The organism is Mesobacillus sp. LC4, from assembly GCF_053543455.1.
In genome coordinates this window covers 673,733-692,468 of sequence record NZ_JBGCUB010000002.1, presented here as the reverse complement: position 1 = coordinate 692,468, position 18,736 = coordinate 673,733, and the positions used below count along the sequence as shown (strand labels likewise).

General features: G+C 45.6%; 17 protein-coding genes. 8 read left to right on the top strand and 9 right to left on the bottom strand.

Features of this window, described 5'->3' with window-relative positions; translation table 11 throughout:
• Positions 1-49: 49 nt before the first annotated feature.
• Positions 50-985, bottom strand: a complete 936-nt coding sequence (gene hprK, locus AB5I83_RS09670) for an HPr(Ser) kinase/phosphatase (RefSeq protein WP_448974876.1) — start codon at positions 983-985, stop codon at positions 50-52.
• Positions 986-1,255: 270 nt separating this feature from the next.
• Here hprK and AB5I83_RS09665 point away from each other — a divergent pair, with 270 nt between their 5' ends.
• From AB5I83_RS09665 to AB5I83_RS09630, 8 genes are all read left to right on the top strand, one after another.
• On the top strand, positions 1,256-2,629 hold the full coding sequence (locus tag AB5I83_RS09665) for a PTS transporter subunit EIIC (RefSeq protein ID WP_448974874.1): 1,374 nt from the start codon (positions 1,256-1,258) through the stop codon (positions 2,627-2,629).
• A 125-nt stretch (positions 2,630-2,754) separates the two neighbouring features.
• Entirely contained in the window at positions 2,755-3,840 is a 1,086-nt protein-coding gene (locus AB5I83_RS09660) for a DUF871 domain-containing protein (RefSeq protein WP_448974872.1), read from the top strand.
• Complete coding sequence (murQ, locus tag AB5I83_RS09655; protein WP_448974870.1) at positions 3,821-4,735, top strand: N-acetylmuramic acid 6-phosphate etherase; 915 nt, start codon at positions 3,821-3,823, stop codon at positions 4,733-4,735. The genes AB5I83_RS09660 and murQ overlap by 20 nt, the downstream gene beginning before the upstream one ends.
• A gap of 133 nt (positions 4,736-4,868) precedes the next feature.
• Entirely contained in the window at positions 4,869-6,038 is a 1,170-nt protein-coding gene (gene nagA / locus AB5I83_RS09650) for an N-acetylglucosamine-6-phosphate deacetylase (protein WP_448974868.1), read from the top strand.
• A 26-nt stretch (positions 6,039-6,064) separates the two neighbouring features.
• Positions 6,065-6,790: a glucosamine-6-phosphate deaminase gene (nagB, locus tag AB5I83_RS09645; RefSeq protein ID WP_448974866.1), complete on the top strand. Its 726-nt coding sequence runs from the start codon at positions 6,065-6,067 to the stop codon at positions 6,788-6,790.
• Positions 6,791-6,987: 197 nt separating this feature from the next.
• A complete protein-coding gene (locus tag AB5I83_RS09640; RefSeq protein ID WP_448974864.1) occupies positions 6,988-7,713 on the top strand; it encodes a GntR family transcriptional regulator in 726 nt (241 codons plus the stop codon).
• A 515-nt stretch (positions 7,714-8,228) separates the two neighbouring features.
• Positions 8,229-8,456 carry a DUF2164 domain-containing protein gene (locus tag AB5I83_RS09635; RefSeq protein ID WP_226643323.1) on the top strand — a complete coding sequence of 76 codons (228 nt, stop codon included), beginning with the start codon at positions 8,229-8,231 and terminating at the stop codon, positions 8,454-8,456.
• Positions 8,457-8,619: 163 nt separating this feature from the next.
• Positions 8,620-9,339: an N-acetylmuramoyl-L-alanine amidase gene (locus AB5I83_RS09630; protein WP_448975278.1), complete on the top strand. Its 720-nt coding sequence runs from the start codon at positions 8,620-8,622 to the stop codon at positions 9,337-9,339.
• Positions 9,340-9,373: 34 nt separating this feature from the next.
• Here AB5I83_RS09630 and AB5I83_RS09625 read toward each other — a convergent pair whose 3' ends face one another.
• The 8 genes from AB5I83_RS09625 to AB5I83_RS09590 form a co-directional block, all read right to left on the bottom strand.
• Positions 9,374-9,730 (bottom strand): phage holin family protein, encoded by a 357-nt coding sequence (locus AB5I83_RS09625; protein ID WP_448974862.1) that lies wholly within the window; start codon positions 9,728-9,730, stop codon positions 9,374-9,376.
• 2 nt (positions 9,731-9,732) lie between these two features.
• The gene (locus AB5I83_RS09620; protein ID WP_226085859.1) at positions 9,733-9,924 is read right to left on the bottom strand and encodes a PspC domain-containing protein; all 192 of its coding nucleotides are present in this window, start codon (positions 9,922-9,924) and stop codon (positions 9,733-9,735) included.
• A 27-nt stretch (positions 9,925-9,951) separates the two neighbouring features.
• Positions 9,952-11,058 (bottom strand): DUF4097 family beta strand repeat-containing protein, encoded by a 1,107-nt coding sequence (locus AB5I83_RS09615; RefSeq protein WP_448974859.1) that lies wholly within the window; start codon positions 11,056-11,058, stop codon positions 9,952-9,954.
• 11 nt (positions 11,059-11,069) lie between these two features.
• Positions 11,070-11,384 carry a DUF4870 domain-containing protein gene (locus AB5I83_RS09610; protein WP_448974857.1) on the bottom strand — a complete coding sequence of 105 codons (315 nt, stop codon included), beginning with the start codon at positions 11,382-11,384 and terminating at the stop codon, positions 11,070-11,072.
• 430 nt (positions 11,385-11,814) lie between these two features.
• Positions 11,815-14,694, bottom strand: coding sequence for an excinuclease ABC subunit UvrA (gene uvrA / locus AB5I83_RS09605; protein WP_448974855.1), 2,880 nt, complete (start codon positions 14,692-14,694; stop codon positions 11,815-11,817).
• 7 nt (positions 14,695-14,701) lie between these two features.
• Positions 14,702-16,681, bottom strand: coding sequence for an excinuclease ABC subunit UvrB (gene uvrB / locus AB5I83_RS09600; RefSeq protein ID WP_448974853.1), 1,980 nt, complete (start codon positions 16,679-16,681; stop codon positions 14,702-14,704).
• A 319-nt stretch (positions 16,682-17,000) separates the two neighbouring features.
• Complete coding sequence (locus AB5I83_RS09595) at positions 17,001-17,234, bottom strand: CsbA family protein (protein WP_448974851.1); 234 nt, start codon at positions 17,232-17,234, stop codon at positions 17,001-17,003.
• 195 nt (positions 17,235-17,429) lie between these two features.
• A complete protein-coding gene (locus tag AB5I83_RS09590; protein ID WP_448974849.1) occupies positions 17,430-18,671 on the bottom strand; it encodes an EAL and HDOD domain-containing protein in 1,242 nt (413 codons plus the stop codon).
• Positions 18,672-18,736: the final 65 nt, after the last annotated feature.

The following is an 18,736-nucleotide window of genomic DNA, read 5'->3' as shown; positions in this document are numbered from 1 at the left end:
AAGGCTTTTTTTTGCTTTCACAGCAAGTAACTAACTTAAAAAGAGTTCATTAATGTTCATCATGATCGCCGTCTTCAATGACGTCAGACAGCCTATTAGTGAATTGCTCTGCTGCATTGACACCCATGCGCTTCAGCCTGAAGTTCATCGCTGCTACCTCGATGATGACAGCAAGGTTTCGTCCTGGACGAACTGGGATCGTCAACTTCGTTATATCAGTGTCGAGGATTTTCAGCTTCTCTTCATCAAGGCCCAATCTGTCATAGGATTTTTTCTGATCCCAGATCTCGAGGTCAATGATCAGTGAAATCCGTTTATGCGAACGCACGGCACCAGCACCGAACAGCGTCATCACATTGATGATTCCTACGCCGCGGATTTCGAGAAGATGCTCAATCAAATCGGGTGAGTTCCCGACAAGTGTCCCGATATCCTCCTGGCGGATTTCAACGCAATCATCAGCTACGAGACGGTGTCCCCTTTTGACCAATTCAAGCGCTGTTTCACTTTTACCTACACCGCTTTTCCCAGTGATCAGGACGCCGATTCCATACAAATCGACCAGTACACCGTGGACAGCAGTCGTCGGTGCCAGCTTGCTTTCCAGATAGTTTGTCAGGTGACTGGAGAGCCTTGTAGTTTTTTGCTTTGAACGCAAAAGCGGAACCGATTCTCGTTCAGCCGCCTCGACCAGTTCGGCAGGAACCTCCATGTCTCTTGTAACAATAATACACGGAGTAATATCGGTACAAAGCTTTTGCATCCGCTCCTCCCTTTCACGGGGAGCCAATTTTTCAAAGAAGGTCAGTTCTGTTTTTCCAAGAAGCTGCAGGCGCTCTGCAGGATAATATTCAAAATAGCCAGCGATTTCTAGCCCTGGTCTTGAAATGTCAGTAGTGGTGATCGGACGGTTGATTCCTTCCTCTCCACTTATCAATTCCATGTCGAATTTCTTGATGAGGTCTTTCGTACGGACTTTCGGCAAAGAAGTTCCTCCTTTATATGAGTGTAAATTCCCACATGATCACAATACCTTTTATTTTAGCACTTTTTCATGAAGAACCAAATATAAGCAAATAAAAAACACCATCAACGCAGGGAAACTTCCAAATTGGTATTATCCACCCCTTTATGTTAATACCAACTACTCATTTTTTAAAAAAAGGTATAGACAACTATACAGTAGACTTGTTATCATCGTTTTGTAAGCGAATTCATTATTTTTTATTAATTTACATTAAGAGGGGGAAATACCATGCGTAATGAAGAACGCCTGGCAAGGGAAATACTTGCACAGCTTGGCGGCGCGGATAATATTGCTGATGTTGCCTCGTGCATGACCCGCCTGCGTGTCAAGCCGGCGGACTACGGCAAAGTCAATCTTGACGGCATCAAGAAAGTAGATGGCGTGCTCGGTGTCGTGGAAGCAGAGACATTGCAAATTATCCTTGGACCTGGAATTGTCACTAAGGTAGCGAACGAGGTTTCAGAAATCACCGGCAAGACTGCCAGTTCAGTAGACGAGTCCGATCCGGATCCTTTTGCGGGCCTTGCCGGCCGTACGAAGGACGAACTTAACAAGAAAAACGCGACTCCATTCAAGCTATTCCTAAGAAGGATCGCCAGCATCTTCATTCCGCTGATTCCGGCAATTGTCGCATCCGGTTTGATTGCAGGACTGACAAATGTCATCATCCGCTCCGGTGCTGATCCCGAATCGACGCTTATTCAGTTTCTTAACCTGATTGGCTGGGGTATCTTCAGTTACCTCGGTGTATTTGTCGGTATCAACACGGCTCGTGAATTTGGGGGCTCGCCTGCTCTTGGCGGTGCTGCTGGTATCTTGATCATCAACCCGGGTCTTGCGAACATCACTTTGTTTGGTGAAGCGCTCGTTCCAGGCCGCGGCGGATTGATCGGCGTTATGCTGGCTGCAGCTTTCATTGCATTGCTTGAAAAGCGGATTCGCAAATTCGTTCCATCTTCTTTGGATATCATCATTACTCCTACTCTATCATTATTGATTACTGGTGTTGCTACATTATTCGTGCTCCAGCCTGTTGGCGGATGGATTTCCGATTTGATCACAAAGGGCTTGCTTGGCCTTCTTGATGTCGGCGGCATCCTTGCAGGTCTTGTCCTTGCAGGAACATTCCTTCCTCTTGTAGTTACAGGTTTGCACCAGGGCTTGACTCCTGTGCATATGGAATTAATCAACACGATCGGCGACGACCCGTTGCTGCCAATCCTCGCAATGGGTGGCGCAGGCCAGGTTGGTGCAGCATTCGCAATTTACTTTAAAACGAAGAATGAGAGACTTAAAAAGGTCATCAAGGGCGGACTGCCTGTTGGTATGCTTGGCATTGGCGAACCGCTGATTTTCGGTGTCACCCTGCCGCTTGGCCGTCCATTCATCACTGCCTGCCTTGGCGCAGCAGTCGGCGGAGCATTCCAGGCATTCTTTAAGATCGCAACGATTGCTATCGGCGTTTCCGGTATCCCGCTTGCATTCCTTGTCCATACCAATCAAATTCTGCTCTACTTGGTTGGACTTCTGCTTGCCTACGTATTCGGGTTCATCTTCACTTGGACGTTTGGCTTCAAAGAAGAAATGGCTAAAGGCATCTAACAGGCAAATACAGAAAAAGGAGGAGAGCAATTTTCCTCCTTTCTTCTTTTCTAGTGGCTTTTGCGTTTTTCAATAGTCACTTCGAGTCATCTAACAAACATTTTTTGATTGGAGGAGTGATTGTCATGCTTGGCATTTCCGTATATCTGAAAAAGGATTTGATGGCACAAAATGCTGCTTGGATTGAAAAATCAGCTCGATACGGACTGAATTCCATCTTCACTTCCTTACATATACCGGAAGATAATCCAGCTGAGTATAAAGAGCTTTTACAAGAGCTTGGCTCATTGGCGAAAAAGTACCAAATGGAGCTGATGGCCGATGTGTCCCCACGCTCATTGGATTACCTTGGGCTGGACTGGGAGCATTATGATGAACTGCTTCATTGGGGGCTAACTGGAATCAGGGCTGATTATGGATTTACAACACAGCAAATTGTGGAGCTTTCGCATAAAATGAAGATAGGAATCAACGCCAGCACGGTATCGAGAGAGGAACTAGATGCATGGCAGGATGCAGGTTTGAATACCAGGAACGTCGAAGCATGGCATAATTTTTACCCAAGGCCTGAAACTGGATTGGACAAGGACTTCCTGTTGGAAAGGAATCTAATGTTCCGTTCTTTCGGCATTACAACGATGGCTTTCGTTCCTGGGAATCAGGATCTGCGCGGGCCTGTTTTTTCCGGGCTTCCTACCCTTGAAAAACATCGGTGTCAGCTTCCGCATATAGCTGTCGCAGAACTGATGGGTTCTTGTTTTACCGATAAGGTGCTGATTGGGGATCACTCTGTAACAGACGAACAGCTGGAGTTATTGTCATTCCTGGGTAAAAAAGTCATTCCTCTCAGGATTGATAGCGGAAGTCAGGAGCATTCCGAACTATTGAGCAAGCCGCTGACGAACCGAATGGATCCTGCCCGCGATGTCATCAGGGCGGTTGAATCACGGTCCTTTGCCTCGATAGGTGAAAAAAAGATTCCACCTCGCAATCTGCACGAAAGACAGCGCGGAACAATCACCATCGATAATGAGCTTTACGGCCGGTATGCAGGCGAATTGCAAATCGCCATCAATGACCTGCCACAGGATGAAAAAGTGAATTGCATTGGTAAAGTAATACATGAAGACCTGCCATTGCTTGATGAGATCAAGGCAGGACAAAAATTTCAATTTATTGTGAGGGATAGACATGGAAATCGCAAAGCTTAATACAGAACAGCAGAACCCGAAAACAATGAATATCGACTTGATGTCGACAGAGGAAATCATCACCGTCATTAACCAGGAGGACACCATCGTTCCGAACGTGCTCGCAAGGCAGGTTCCGAACATTTCGGAAGTCGTCGACAAGATTGTCGCTGCCTTTAAAAACGGTGGCCGACTGATCTATATTGGTGCCGGGACTTCCGGACGACTCGGAATCATCGATGCTTCCGAATGCCCTCCGACTTTCGGAACGGACCCTGGACTTGTCATTGGAATCATCGCTGGCGGCAAGGAAGCGATGACTGAAGCGCTCGAAGGTGTCGAGGATGACAAAGACCAGGGCAAAGCTGATTTGGTAAACATCAACCTGACACCTGATGATATTGTTGTCGGGATCGCTGCCAGCGGGCGCACACCATATACGATCGGTGCTTTGGAATACGCTAAGGAGCTTGGTGCTACTACAGTTTCTGTCGTCTGCAGCAAGGATTCCGAAATGGAGAAAATCTCCGACCACACGATAGCCGCAGTTGTCGGACCAGAAGTGATCACAGGTTCCACGAGGATGAAAGCAGGTACTGCCCAAAAACTGGTTTTGAACATGCTCTCAACTGCTTCGATGATCAAACTGGGCAAAGTATATGGCAACCTGATGGTCGATGTGCAGATGACGAATGAAAAATTACATAACCGCGCTGTCAATATCGTAAAAATGGCAACCGGTGCTTCTGATGAAGAAGCAAGAGTGGCCATCAAGGAGCAAAACTATCACACGAAAGCGGCGATCCTCCAAGTCACGACTGGACTCAGGGGCACAGAAGCAAAAGAACTATTGGAAAAGCATGAAGGCTACCTGAGGAACGCCATCAGCGATTTTTATAAAAATAGTGACAGGTAGACTTGTCTATACCATTATTATTTTTTCACTATATCTTTAACGTGGTATAGACAACCACTAGCGTATATTTGTATAATAAGAGGGACAAAGGGTAAAGAAAAAAGAACAGGACATAACTTTCAGGTGATATAAAATGAAAGATTTATTGCTTACCAACGCCTCTGTATTGACACAAGATGGCATGATTGAAAAAGGATTCATTTCTATAAAGGACGGAAAGATTATCGAAACAGACCCGATAACCTCCCTCCCCCAACATCAAGCCGAGGTCATCGAACTTCCTGAGGACAGCACGATTGTACCAGGGTTTATCGATGTGCACATCCACGGTGCTGGCGGAGCCGATACGATGGATGGAACCACCGAAGCAATCACGACGATGGCATCGGTTTTGCCTGAGGAAGGCACAACAAGCTTCCTGGCGACGACCATCACCCAGAATCAAGACGCCATAATGAAAGCATTGGAAAATGTCGCTGAATATATCAGCCATCATAACCATCCTGGTAAAGCGGAGGTGCTTGGGCTTCATTTGGAAGGACCTTTCATCAATGAAGCTCGGAAAGGAGCACAGCCTTCACAGCATATCATCACACCAGATATCGACCTTTTCGCGAAAATGCAGGAGGCTTCCGGAAACAATATCAGGCTTGTGACACTCGCTCCCGAAAAAGAAAACGGCAATCTTCTTATTGCCTATCTTGCTGAAAATGGTGTCATAGCCTCGATTGGCCACTCGGATGCCACCTACGCACAGATGGCAGAAGCCGTGAAAGCTGGAGCCACTCATGTGACGCACTTGTTCAACGGCATGCGCGGCATGCACCACCGGGATCCAGGTGTCGCCGGTGCCGCCCTTCTTTTTGAAGAGTTGAAGATTGAAATGATTGCAGACGGCATCCATGTCGTTCCCGAAATGCTCGATCTATCGATTCGCGCCAAAGGAACGGATGGAGTCATCCTAATCACCGATTCAATGAGAGCAAAATGCCTAAAAAACGGCAGTTATGATCTTGGCGGACAGGAAGTTAACGTCGCCGACGGAAAAGCACTACTAGCGGATGGCACACTTGCTGGCAGTATTTTAAAAATGAAAGATTCATTGCAAAACATGATGCAATTCACCGGCATCAGCCTCGAAGAAGCCGTCAAGCTTGCCAGCGAAAACCCTGCCAGGCAGCTGAATATTTTTGACCGGAAAGGCAGCATTGCTCCAGGCAAAGACGCCGATCTTGTCGTCCTGGACAATAACCATGAGGTCGCCATGACATTTTGTCGTGGAGTCGCCAGCTACACTCGTTAAAAACAGCCATGAAAGAGGTGATGACATTGAAACTGATTACAACTTCAAATTACGAGGAGCTTAGCCAGAAAGCTGCAGAGGAAATCATCTCACGAATCCAGAGAAACCCATCGCTGAACCTTGGACTTGCTACCGGGAGTACGCCAACTGGTCTCTATCAGGAGCTCATCAGGGATCATAAGCAGAACCAGACTTCCTATAAAGATATTAATACATTCAATCTGGACGAGTACATGGGCATTCCGAAAAAAGATCGTAAAAGCTATCACTACTTCATGTGTGAACATTTATTTGAGCACATCGATATCCCGCTGGATCAAACTCATATCCCGGATGGCACTGCGAAGGATCTCGATGAGGAATGCATACGCTATGAACAGTTCATTGAAGAGCATGGCGGCATCGACCTGCAGATCCTTGGAATCGGGCAGAACGGCCATATTGGTTTTAACGAACCTGGAACTCCCTTTGATAGCAGGACGCATGTCATCGACCTGGCAGAAAGCACGCGAAAAGCAAACTCAAGATTCTTTGAATCATTGGAGGACGTCCCTAAGCAAGCGATCACGATGGGAATTGCCTCAATCATGGATAGCAAAGAAATCTTTCTGCTTGTGTCGGGTTCCTCCAAGGCAAAAGCACTCGCCCGTTTGATGAATGGCGATGTCAGCGAGCAATTCCCTGCTTCGGTGCTTCAAAAACATCCTAATGTCACGATATTCGCCGATAAAGAAGCGACAGCATTGCTTTAAAATTTTTTAAAAAGAAAGCTCTTTTCATAGCCGTAACCCTTCGCACGAAATGAGCAGCGCCGCTTATAGAAGTAGTGTTAGAAGACAAACAGGAACAGCGTCTAAAAAATGCAAGCAATGCAGAAATAGCCTCTGAAGATAGGCGATTATTCCGGAGACAGAAGACGGAAAAATGCAAGCAGTCAGGAGAATGACTTATGATTGATAAAAGTTCACCCATACCTATTTACCACCAACTAGAGGAATATATCAAAGCCCAGATTGACAGCGGCGAACTCCAGCCAGATGAAACGATTCCTTCTGAACGGGTCTATGCAGATATGTTCCAAATCAGCAGGATGACCATCAGGCAGGCGTTGACGAATCTTGTAAATGACGGATATTTGTACCGACAAAAAGGCAAAGGCACATTCGTGAATAAAAAGAAGGTCGAACAACGCCTGCAGGGATTGACAAGTTTCACGGAAGACATGAAAGAACGAGGCTTCACTCCGGGAAGCAAACTCGTTTCGTTTGAAATCATTCCATCCGGACGGGAAATTGCCGAGCGCCTCAAGGTAAATGAAAACACTCCAGTATATGAAATCAAACGTGTCAGGCTAGCAGACAATGTACCAATGGCCCTTGAGACCACCTATCTGCCAGCCAACCTGGTCAAAGGATTGACAGAAGACATTATCAACCAGTCGCTTTACCAGTATATCGAAGAAAAATTATCACTGACCATCCACGAAGCCATACAGCAGATAGAAGCGTCGATCGCTAAGGAACAGGAATTGCGCCTCCTCGAAATCGAAAAAGGCTCCCCTGTCCTGCTGATCCTCAGGACTTCACATTTGAAAGATGGCACACCATTCGAATTCGTTAAGTCTGCCTATCGTGCCGACCGATATAAATTCGTCCACACCATGCAGCGTGGATGAGTATTTTCAGAGATCCATTTTGGGTCTCTTTTTATTTGACTCTTTCCTGAGGCACTGTTATTTAGTTCTATCTTTTTATGATTTGTTCTGAACAAATAGCCTGAGGAATTCCGCCTATTTAGGACACTAGTTAAAAATTTGCGGGAATAGACGGAGAAATTCCGCCTATTGGATTTTAAACAACAGAAATTGAGGACTTTTAATTGAATAGACGGAAAAACTTCGCTTATTTCAGCTTAAAATAGCTCTATTTTAAAAATAACCGGAAAACTTCCCCTTATATTTTTTACTCTTTCAAAAGGCTGCACTCTATAGGTCTTTTTCGAAGTTAAACCTGCTTTTCATCCAGGACAACAGAGTTTACGAAAACAGCCTTATATTTTAACGAAAGCTTATTTTTACAGAATGTCGAAAAAGGAATGCTTATTTCCACGGAAATAATCGAACCCTTCTGTCGAAATATTTGTCTGACTCGCTTACAATTAGGGTAATACATAAAACAAGGAGTAGATAACATGTTGAAGAACTTCAAGATCGATGATCACGCGAAGACCCAGATGACGGACGAAATCAAGAGATATTTCCTAGAAGAACGCGGAGAGGAACTAGGCGATTTGGCTGCCTTGCTGATCCTAGAGTTCGTTGCTGATAAGCTTGCACCACACTTTTATAACATCGGAATCCAGGACGCCCATGAATTTATCTCACAGAGGGTTGAGGACATTTTTGAATTGAATAAATAGTGACTGTTATGAGGAAGGTGCAAGTCTCCGAACGAGACTAAAAGAGCAACATTCACTTTGAGTCCAGTTTTATCCTGTGTCACTATGTCCTTTTCCAGCCTTTGGTCATATATATACTGATGAGGAAATCTTTTTATCGGAAGGTGTGATCATTTTGAAAATCATGCTTGATGCTGGGCATGGCTACAACACCCCGGGTAAGCGAAGTCCTGATGGCATGAGAGAATATGAGTTCAACAGAGCTGTTGCTAATTATGCCAGACAGCTGCTGGCCAACTATAAGAATGTCACCGTGTATTTTTCTCATTCTGATCAGAAGGATGTATCATTGAAGGCTAGGACAGATAAGGCAAACAACTTGAATGTAGATATATTTGTTTCAATACATGCCAATGCTTTTGGCACCGGAGGCTGGAGCAATGTTGGCGGAATCGAAACATTTGTCTATCCAACAAGGCCTCCTGTGGCTTATCAACTGGCCCAAAAAATCCAACGTATCCTTGTGGTCTCGACGGGTCTCGAAAACCGTGGTGTAAAAACAGCAGACTTCCATGTCCTGAGGGAAACAGAAATGGACGCCGTGCTGGTGGAGTGCGGCTTCATGACAAACCGCAATGAAATACAATTACTGCGTTCAGAAACTTACCGCAGAACGATTGCAGAAGGCATCGTGAAGGCATTGGCTGAGCAGTTCAAGCTGCAGCGCAAAGCCAATGCTCCTGCACCAGTGCCAGCTCCGCCTCCCGCAAAAGCCAATGCCCCTGCCAAGAGAGAAGGGCTGTTTAAAGTCCAGGCTGGAGCGTTCGATAATGAACAAAACGCTAAAGAGCTTGCTGAGCGATTAAGAAAAGCGGGCTTTGATGTCTATATCGACAAAGAATAATTAAAAGGCCGACACATTGGTGCCGGCCTTTTCTCTACTCTTTTGATTTACTTAAGAACGTGTTCTGGATAATCAGGTTCGCGATTGACATAATTATGGCCGTGAGCAGCGCCATGCCGAAGCTGGAAATCTCGAAGGAACTTCCCATCAAACTATCCGTCAGCATCAGCGTGACGGCATTGATGACAAACAAGAAAAGCCCTAGGCTGAGCACTGTCACAGGGAGCGTCAGCAGAATCAAGATTGGCTTAACAAGTACATTCAGGATCGATAGAATGAAGCTTGCTCCCAAAGCGGCACCAAATCCTGAAAGATAAATAGCATCCTCGAAGTAGCCAGCAAGAGCCATGAAGAGAACAGCGTTAATGACAATTCCTAACAGCCATCTCATCTTTAATAGCCTTCCTTGTTTGGCAATACGAACACTAGCACAAGATAGATCATAGCCATTGGAAAGAATGCAGTACTGAACGTCAAGATCACAAATAATATCCGTATGAGTGCCGCACTCATTCCAAAGGACTCAGCCATGCCGCCGAGCACCCCTGCCAGCATTCGATTTTTCCGTGAGCGGGTTAATTTCATTTCGTTCACCCTTCCTGTTACAAAAAACTATTGGATTAATTTCTTCACTGCGATGGAGCCGGTTTTTGTATCCGCATAGAGCCTGACAGCTTTCTGTCCACTGTCGGCAGGCTTGAAACGCAAATTCTTTTGGACCATATCGCTTTTCTCCTCAACGACTTGAATGCCGTCGAGTTCAATTGTAAAACCGCCAAGATTTGATTTCAACTCCCCGCTGGCTGGCGTTTTCTCTGGCAAGAATACGTCGATGCTTCCGGTAGTCGCCTTCACTTCCACACTTTCGCAATCCTGGTTTTTCACCGTACATGTGACATTGCCATTGAAAGATTGAAGATCGACTTGGTCAAAAAAGCCATCTGCCTTGATCGCGCCATTAATTGTTTCAGCTTCAAACTCTTTGATTGCGCTTCTGGATACGTTGATTTGTCCATTTGCTGTTTCTGTCTCGAGCTTGCCGCACTCAAGATTTCCAAGCAAAACTTTTCCGTTCGCAGTTTTTGCGCGAAAATCCTTTATTGCTAAGTTTTCACCTTCGATGGAGCCATTAAACAAACGAATTCGAACAGTTTCATACTCTTCTTTGGGGATATGGATGACCGCATCAACCTTCATCCACTTCTGCTGGACCGAGAAACGGAGCTTCTGGTTTTCAATTGTGAAAATCGCGTCCTCTAAAAACTTCCTGCGCGCCTCATCCTGGTTTTCCACTCTGTATACTTTTGCGCTGCACTCGATACGCACATCTTTTTGCTCCCATGGCACAACCTTTACAGATCCATTTGCCATATCAATATCCACCTGATTCAGATAGGCATCACCCTGCTGAAAAATATGCGTGATATCGATAGACTGGCCGAAATTAAGATCCAAATCGAAGTCTTTTATTTTTTTGAATGCTGAATCGACAAAGTCGAGCACCTTGTCTTTCACAGTATTGAATTTATAAGTAGTGTAGTCTTCCTTCTTAAACTCATCCTTCTTGCTTTCATCAACCTTTACGTCGGTAGATAGTGCCGTTGATTGGCTTTGCGCGTTCCCCTGTTCCATTTGCTCGATCAGGAATAAAGCTTCCTCAACTGTCATTTTCCCTTCCTCAACTAACTTGAGAATCCGTTTACGTTCTTCCTTCATCATTTCCATCCTCCTCAATTTATATTAAGCACTTTTATCCCTTTGACCAGATTCCAGATCAACACGATCAGACTCAGTATGACCATTAAAATAGCGCTGCTGAACATGAACACAGGGAATTCCCCTGTCCCTCCTGTAAAATCGACTAAAGCTGCTACCACAATAAGCGGCAGCGGGATCAATGGAATGAGATGCGACAGCAATGCCTTCTTCGCATGAAACTTTACATCTTCATCCTCGGATGCCAAATAAGCAACGAGCGGAAACAATATCCCGGCAAACATAACACTGAAATAGCACAAAGCAGACAGAATCCTTTTCGTATCCATCCTCTTCATCTCCTTAGAAATTAATACGCTCGGGAATCCTGGAAGTTTCATATCTTTATGAAAATAGTTCGACAAATTGTGATTTATCCCTTGTTTATAACGCATAAAGGCTCGTGAAAGTTGTGTGAATGCCTTTTATAGGGGATTTCCTTGTAGATTTCATGCTACTTGAGTAGTTTTCGTGATACTTGAGCAGTTTTGGTGCTACTTGAGCAGTTTTTTACAGGATATTTCGCTGATTTCTTTAACTGGAAAAATTATTCTCTTACTCGCAATGCTTAATTGCGCGGATACTCATCGTAATTGCACGATGATCGGTGATAATTGCACGCTTACAGGCCATAATTGCACCATCATCCTAATTTTGTAAAATCAAAGTCTTTTTATAAAACAAAAAACCCTTCCTCAAACGGAAGGGCGAAAAATTCTATTATGCATTGCTTGTGCTTTTTTCTTTTTCCACAATTTGCTCTTTCATCCTCAGCCTGTCGCGTTCCAGAATCGGCTTCAGGTATCTGCCGGTATAGGATTCTTCCACTTCGGCAATCTTTTCTGGTGTTCCGGTGGCAAGGATTGTACCGCCGCGGTCTCCTCCTTCAGGTCCGAGGTCGACAATATAGTCCGCAGCTTTGATGACATCGAGGTTGTGCTCGATCACAAGCACGGTGTCACCATTTTCAACAAGACGCTGAAGGACAACAAGCAGGCGGGAAATATCATCGACATGCAAGCCTGTTGTGGGCTCATCCAGGATATACAGCGAACGGCCGGTGGAACGGCGATGAAGCTCAGAAGCCAACTTGACGCGCTGCGCTTCCCCTCCGGAAAGGGTCGTCGCTGGCTGGCCGAGAGTGATATAGCCTAGTCCGACATCATAAATCGTCTGCAGCTTGCGGGCGATCTTCGGAATGTTCGCGAAGAATTCCACCGCTGCTTCAACCGTCATATCAAGGATATCGGAAATATTCTTTCCTTTATATTTCACTTCCAATGTCTCGCGGTTGTATCGTTTGCCGTGGCAGACTTCACATGGCACGTAAACGTCTGGAAGGAAGTGCATTTCGATTTTGATGATGCCGTCGCCTCGGCAGGCTTCACAGCGTCCGCCTTTTACATTGAAGCTGAAACGGCCTTTTTTATAGCCGCGAACCTTTGCTTCATTTGTTGTTGCAAACACATCACGGATATCATCGAACACGCCGGTGTAAGTAGCCGGGTTCGATCTTGGTGTCCGGCCGATTGGCGATTGGTCAATATCGATGACCTTATCGAGATGCTCGACACCTTTGATTTCCCTGAATTCGCCTGGTTTACTTTTTGCTCGGTGCAGCTGCATTGCCAGCGATTTGTGCAGGATTTCATTGATCAGCGTACTTTTACCAGAACCGGAAACGCCTGTCACCGCCATGAAGGTTCCAAGCGGGAACTTCACGCTGACGTTTTTCAGGTTGTTTTCCTTTGCACCCTTGATTTCGATATAGCGGCCATCTGGTTTACGGCGCTCGATCGGCAGCGGGATGAACTTTTTACCAGAAAGGTACTTCCCTGTCAGTGAGTTTGGATCATTCATGACTTCTGCAGGCGTTCCCTGCGAAATGATTTCACCGCCATGGACACCCGCTCCAGGACCGATATCGATCAGATGGTCCGCTGCGAGCATCGTGTCTTCATCGTGCTCGACGACAATCAGCGTATTGCCGATATCGCGCATGTTTTTCAGCGTATCGATCAGTCTGTCATTGTCGCGCTGATGCAAACCGATGGAAGGCTCATCGAGAATATACAGGACACCTGTGAGACGAGAGCCAATCTGGGTTGCGAGCCTGATACGCTGTGCCTCCCCACCGGAAAGTGTCCCAGCAGAACGGCTCATTGTGAGGTAATCCAATCCGACATTGATCAGGAAGCCAAGACGTTCCGTAATCTCGCGGAAAATCATATTAGCAATCTTCATTTCTTTTTCCGAAAGCTCAAGGTTCTGAAAGAATTGATGGGCATCCTCTACCGATAATGCCGTCACTTCACCGATATGGCGGCCGTCTACAAGAACAGCCAGCGTTTCACGCTTAAGCCTATACCCTTTACAAGTCGGGCAGGCATGCTCACCCATATACTTTTCCATCTGTTCACGGATATAATCAGAGCCTGTTTCCTTATAGCGGCGCTCGATATTTTTCAAGACGCCCTCAAAAACAATATAGTTTTCCCTGACCTGGCCCCAGTCATTTTCATAGCGGAAATAGATACGATCCTTATCTGAGCCATAGAGAATCTTGTCCATCTCATGGTCAGGCAGATCTTTCACCGGTACGTCCATGTCGATTCCATAATGATTACAGACCGCTTCAAGCAGCTGCGGATAATACTGAGAACTTGTTGGTTCCCACGGAGCGATTGCATGCTGCTTCAATGATAGCTCCTTGTTTGGAACGACGAGGTCAACATCAACCTCCAGCTTCGCACCAAGTCCGTCACATTCAGGACAAGCACCAAATGGACTGTTAAAAGAGAACATCCTAGGCTCAAGCTCGCCGATTGAAAAACCGCAGATCGGACAGGCATGGTTCTCACTGAACATCAGCTCTTCTTCTCCGATTACGTCGATGAGAACATTTCCTTCGCCTAGCTTAAGCGCAGCTTCCATAGAGTCCGCCAGACGTGCAGCAATGCCTTCCTTGACGACAATACGGTCGATGACGACTTCAATCGAATGCTTTTTGTTTTTCTCGAGTTCGATTTCGTCTCCAAGGTCATGCATCTCGCCGTCAATACGGACACGGACATAGCCTTGCTTTTTCACATCTTCGAGGACTTTGGCATGCGTACCCTTTCTTCCGGATACGAGGGGCGCAAGAATCTGCAGCTTGGTCCTTTCCGGATATTCAAGCACACGGTCGACCATCTGCTCAATTGTCTGTGAAGAAATCTCTATATTGTGAATCGGGCAGGTTGGACGGCCCACCCTTGCAAATAACAATCGTAAATAATCATATATCTCTGTCACCGTTCCAACCGTCGAACGCGGATTACGGCTCGTTGTTTTCTGGTCGATGGAAATCGCCGGGGATAATCCTTCGATCGAGTCAACATCCGGCTTGTCCATTTGACCCAGGAACTGGCGCGCATATGCAGACAAAGATTCCACATAGCGGCGCTGTCCTTCAGCATAGATGGTATCGAATGCAAGCGAGGACTTTCCTGAACCGGAAAGTCCTGTCAGTACAACAAGCTTGTCTCTCGGAATGGTGACATCTATATTTTTCAAATTATGGGCCCTGGCGCCTTTGACAATCAGTTTATCCATAGCCATATTATCGTCATCCTTCCGCTTTTAACTCAAGAATGAGGTCACGCAGCTCAGCTGCCCGTTCGAAATTGAGAGCCTTTGCCGCTTCCTTCATTTCTTTTTCCATATTTAAAATCACTTGCTCGCGATCTTTCTTCGTCAATTTCTTCAGGCCTTCTGCCGGGCTGTACTCTTCCTGCTCCTCGGCAGCAATCGTCGCCCTGATCACATCGCGGATACTCTTCTGGATCGTTTGCGGTGTGATGCCATGCTTTAGGTTATATTCTTCCTGGATCTCACGGCGACGCTTTGTTTCACTGATCGCCTTTTCCATCGAATCGGTCATCTTGTCTGCATACATGATGACATGTCCGCTGGCATTCCTCGCCGCACGGCCAATCGTCTGGATCAGCGACCTTTCGGAACGAAGGAAGCCTTCCTTATCAGCATCGAGAATGGTGACCAGGGAAACCTCAGGAATATCAAGGCCTTCCCTCAATAGATTGATCCCGATGAGCACATCATATTTCCCAAGACGGAGCTCACGGATGATTTCAATCCGCTCGAGCGTCTTGACCTCAGAGTGCAGGTACTGGACCTTGATGCCGATCTCCTTCAGGTAATCCGTCAGGTCTTCGGACATCTTTTTCGTCAACGTCGTTACGAGGACACGCTCATTCCGCTTCGTCCGCTCCTGGATTTCGCCGATCAGGTCATCTATTTGGCCCTCAATCGGCCTTACATCGATTGTCGGGTCAAGCAATCCTGTCGGGCGGATGATCTGCTGGACCATCTCTGGAGTATGCTCCAGTTCATACGGACCTGGAGTCGCCGATACGAACACGGCCTGTTTGACATGTTTCTCGAATTCTGCAAATGTCAGCGGGCGGTTATCCATCGCTGACGGCAGGCGGAAACCGTGGTCAACCAGCACCTGTTTACGTGCCTGGTCACCATTAAACATTCCCCGTATTTGCGGCAATGTAACATGTGACTCATCAACAACGATCATAAAATCGTCCGGGAAGTAATCTAGTAAAGTATATGGAGTCGCACCGGCCGGTCTCAACGTCAGGTGGCGTGAATAGTTTTCGATGCCGGAGCAGAAGCCCATCTCACGCATCATCTCAAGATCATATCTTGTCCGCTGCTCGAGCCTTTGCGCCTCAAGAAGTTTTTCCTCGGCACGAAGTACCTCCAGGCGTTCTTCCAATTCCTTTTCGATGTTCTCGATGGCAACCCGCATTTTTTCTTCACGTGTAACGAAGTGGGACGCCGGGAAAATCGCGACATGATCACGTTCGCCAATGATCTCGCCAGTCAGCGCGTCGACCTCGCGAATCCGGTCAATCTCATCGCCAAAAAACTCGACCCTCATGCAGTGTTCATCACGGGATGCCGGAAAAATCTCGACTACATCGCCGCGGACACGGAACGTCCCGCGCTTAAAGTCAATGTCATTCCGTTCATACTGGATATCGACCAGCTTGTGGAGCAGCTTGTTCCGCTCAATTTCCATCCCTGTCCGGAGTGACACGACCATGTCACGGTATTCATCTGGATTACCGAGGCCGTATATGCAGGATACACTGGCAATGATGATGACATCTTTACGCTCAAATAAAGAAGATGTAGCAGAGTGACGCAACTTGTCAATCTCATCATTGATGCTCGCATCCTTCTCAATGAATGTATCCGTCTGCGGCACATAAGCTTCTGGCTGATAATAATCATAGTAACTGACGAAATACTCAACCGCATTGTTCGGGAAAAATTCCTTGAACTCGCTGTAGAGCTGCCCGGCCAATGTCTTGTTGTGGGCGATGACAAGCGTCGGCTTGTTCACTTCCTTGATCACATTGGAAATCGTGAATGTCTTGCCCGTTCCTGTCGCGCCAAGCAACGTCTGGTGCTTCTTGTTATCGCGGATTCCCTGCACCAGTTCTTTAATGGCGGCAGGCTGGTCTCCCTGCGGAGAATACTTCGAGACTAATTCAAATTGGTCCTTCACAGAAAAGCCTCCTGTAATTTGAAATTTCTAGGCACTTTTCGTAAACAATTCAGATTCATTGAATCAGTAACTATATCGAAAAGAGCTTCATCTATATAAGCCTTACATAGCTGTCAAAAAGTCATATCCTCATTCTACCACAAAGAAGGTAAAACAAACCAACAAAAAGCGAACAAACATTCGAATCAACTTCATAGTTTTTAATAAGATTGTAGTAGTAAGTCGAATGTTTGTTCATCAAACGTTTGATTAAATCAGGTAAATCCCTTGTAAAACAAGAAAAACCCGCCGAACAGAATTCGACAGGCTTACTTTTAATTTATGACTGCTTTTTGTTGCGCTTCATCATCTGGTTCGCCAGAAAAAAGCCCAACGTCAATGAAAAAGCATCAACGACAATCAGCAGAAAAGAATCTGTGTACCCTTTATAAACAGAAGCCGCAATCAAAGCGACTGTCAACACAAGCGCAAGGATGTGATTATAGGCAACCCTGGTAAAAAAAACAACCATGAAACCAGGCAGCAACAGTGCGGACAAATATTTCAGCACCAATGGATTAAACACCTCATTCAGAGAATTAACGAAATTTTAAATATCCTATTAAAAATATAACTTGTTTGGAGGCTGGTTACAAGAATCTTCCTCATATAAAGCTTATCGCGCTTATATTATATCAGCAGCGGCCCTTCTATCTTATCCAACCTTTATAGCTGCAAAAAGAAAAAGCATGCGCCGGCATGCTCCATGTTAAGGATTCACTTCACTTAAGACCTTTGTAGCCCAGTCGCTCGCTTCACCATAGAGCCTGAACAGTTCCTCCATTGTCATTTTGGTAGGATTAAACGTCAGCTCGAGATCCTCGTGGAAAGCGAGTTCGATTTCCTTTAAAAATTCTAGCATCATGTATTCGTCGTTCTTTTCACCTGATAAGGCAGCCTTCAGCTCATTGCTTAGCGGCAAGTCTTCAAGAAGATCCTCCATCGGATGATGCAATAAGGAATCCATCAAAGAAAACATTCCGAGAAGGAAGTATTTTGAGGCCAGCACTTCTCTGCCGACCTTCCTGCCGATCAATTCCCCCAGCTTCCCGCGCTTCAGTGATAGTTCAATGATTTCCCGTTCCTTTGAACCGCCTGAGTCTTTGTCTGCTCCCCTGATCGCCAGAACATAAATCCATTTTTTGATTTCATTCAAGCCTAGCAGTATGATGGCTTGCTTAATGGAAGAAACCTCATTCCTTGGCCTGAAAACCGGATTATTAATCAGTCTTAACAATTTATAGGAAAGGGAGATATCCCTTTCAATCACATCTTTAATCTTCTCAAGATCAGGCTCAGGACTCTCGATTTCTTTTAAAATCTGAAAATACGAATGATAGTATGATGGAATATCATAGCTGTTCAGGATGACAGGTTTACTGAAATAAAATCCCTGGAAGTAGACAAATCCGTCTTCTTTCGCCTCTATATATTCTTCAATCGTTTCAACTTTTTCAGCGAGAAACTTTATGTCCCGGCCACTGATAAACCGAATCATTTCCTGCCTGTCCGCTCGTTTCGTCGAACGGAAATCAATCTTGATGATATCAATATAATCCAATAGCTGGACCGTCAATTCATTCCACTGCGAAACAAAAAAATCGTCAAGCGCTATGGTATATCCATGTGCCTTCAACTCTTTGCAGATCCCGAGAATATCTTCATTCAGTTCTACTGTCTCGAGAATCTCCACCACGATGGATAATGGATTGAAATAGGATGGAACACCCAGTTTCAATAATTTTTCAGTAAAATTAATAAAACAAGGCTTGCCGTTTGATAAGTCTTTGACACCAATATTCAAGAAACTATTCACAATCACATCTGTTGTGGCCTGATCCCCATCAGTATGCTGATAATTATTGACCGAGCTGTTCCTATATAATAATTCATAAGCAACAGTCTTCTCGTTCATATCGAATATAGGCTGCCTGGCAACATAAATATCCATATACAATCCTCCTGGGGACATAGAACAATCTGTAAATATTAAACAATACTATTGCAGGAAAAATA

Coding starts and splice junctions, on each gene's coding strand:
- AB5I83_RS09665 (WP_448974874.1), top strand. CDS start 1,256: ATGCGTAATGAAGAACGCCTGGCAAGGGAAATACTTGCACAGCTTGGC.
- murQ (WP_448974870.1), top strand. CDS start 3,821: ATGGAAATCGCAAAGCTTAATACAGAACAGCAGAACCCGAAAACAATG.
- nagA (WP_448974868.1), top strand. CDS start 4,869: ATGAAAGATTTATTGCTTACCAACGCCTCTGTATTGACACAAGATGGC.
- AB5I83_RS09615 (WP_448974859.1), bottom strand. CDS start 11,058: ATGATGAAGGAAGAACGTAAACGGATTCTCAAGTTAGTTGAGGAAGGG.
- AB5I83_RS09640 (WP_448974864.1), top strand. CDS start 6,988: ATGATTGATAAAAGTTCACCCATACCTATTTACCACCAACTAGAGGAA.
- AB5I83_RS09635 (WP_226643323.1), top strand. CDS start 8,229: ATGTTGAAGAACTTCAAGATCGATGATCACGCGAAGACCCAGATGACG.
- AB5I83_RS09620 (WP_226085859.1), bottom strand. CDS start 9,924: ATGAAATTAACCCGCTCACGGAAAAATCGAATGCTGGCAGGGGTGCTC.
- AB5I83_RS09610 (WP_448974857.1), bottom strand. CDS start 11,384: ATGGATACGAAAAGGATTCTGTCTGCTTTGTGCTATTTCAGTGTTATG.
- AB5I83_RS09590 (WP_448974849.1), bottom strand. CDS start 18,671: ATGGATATTTATGTTGCCAGGCAGCCTATATTCGATATGAACGAGAAG.
- AB5I83_RS09660 (WP_448974872.1), top strand. CDS start 2,755: ATGCTTGGCATTTCCGTATATCTGAAAAAGGATTTGATGGCACAAAAT.
- AB5I83_RS09630 (WP_448975278.1), top strand. CDS start 8,620: ATGCTTGATGCTGGGCATGGCTACAACACCCCGGGTAAGCGAAGTCCT.
- AB5I83_RS09625 (WP_448974862.1), bottom strand. CDS start 9,730: ATGAGATGGCTGTTAGGAATTGTCATTAACGCTGTTCTCTTCATGGCT.
- uvrA (WP_448974855.1), bottom strand. CDS start 14,694: ATGGCTATGGATAAACTGATTGTCAAAGGCGCCAGGGCCCATAATTTG.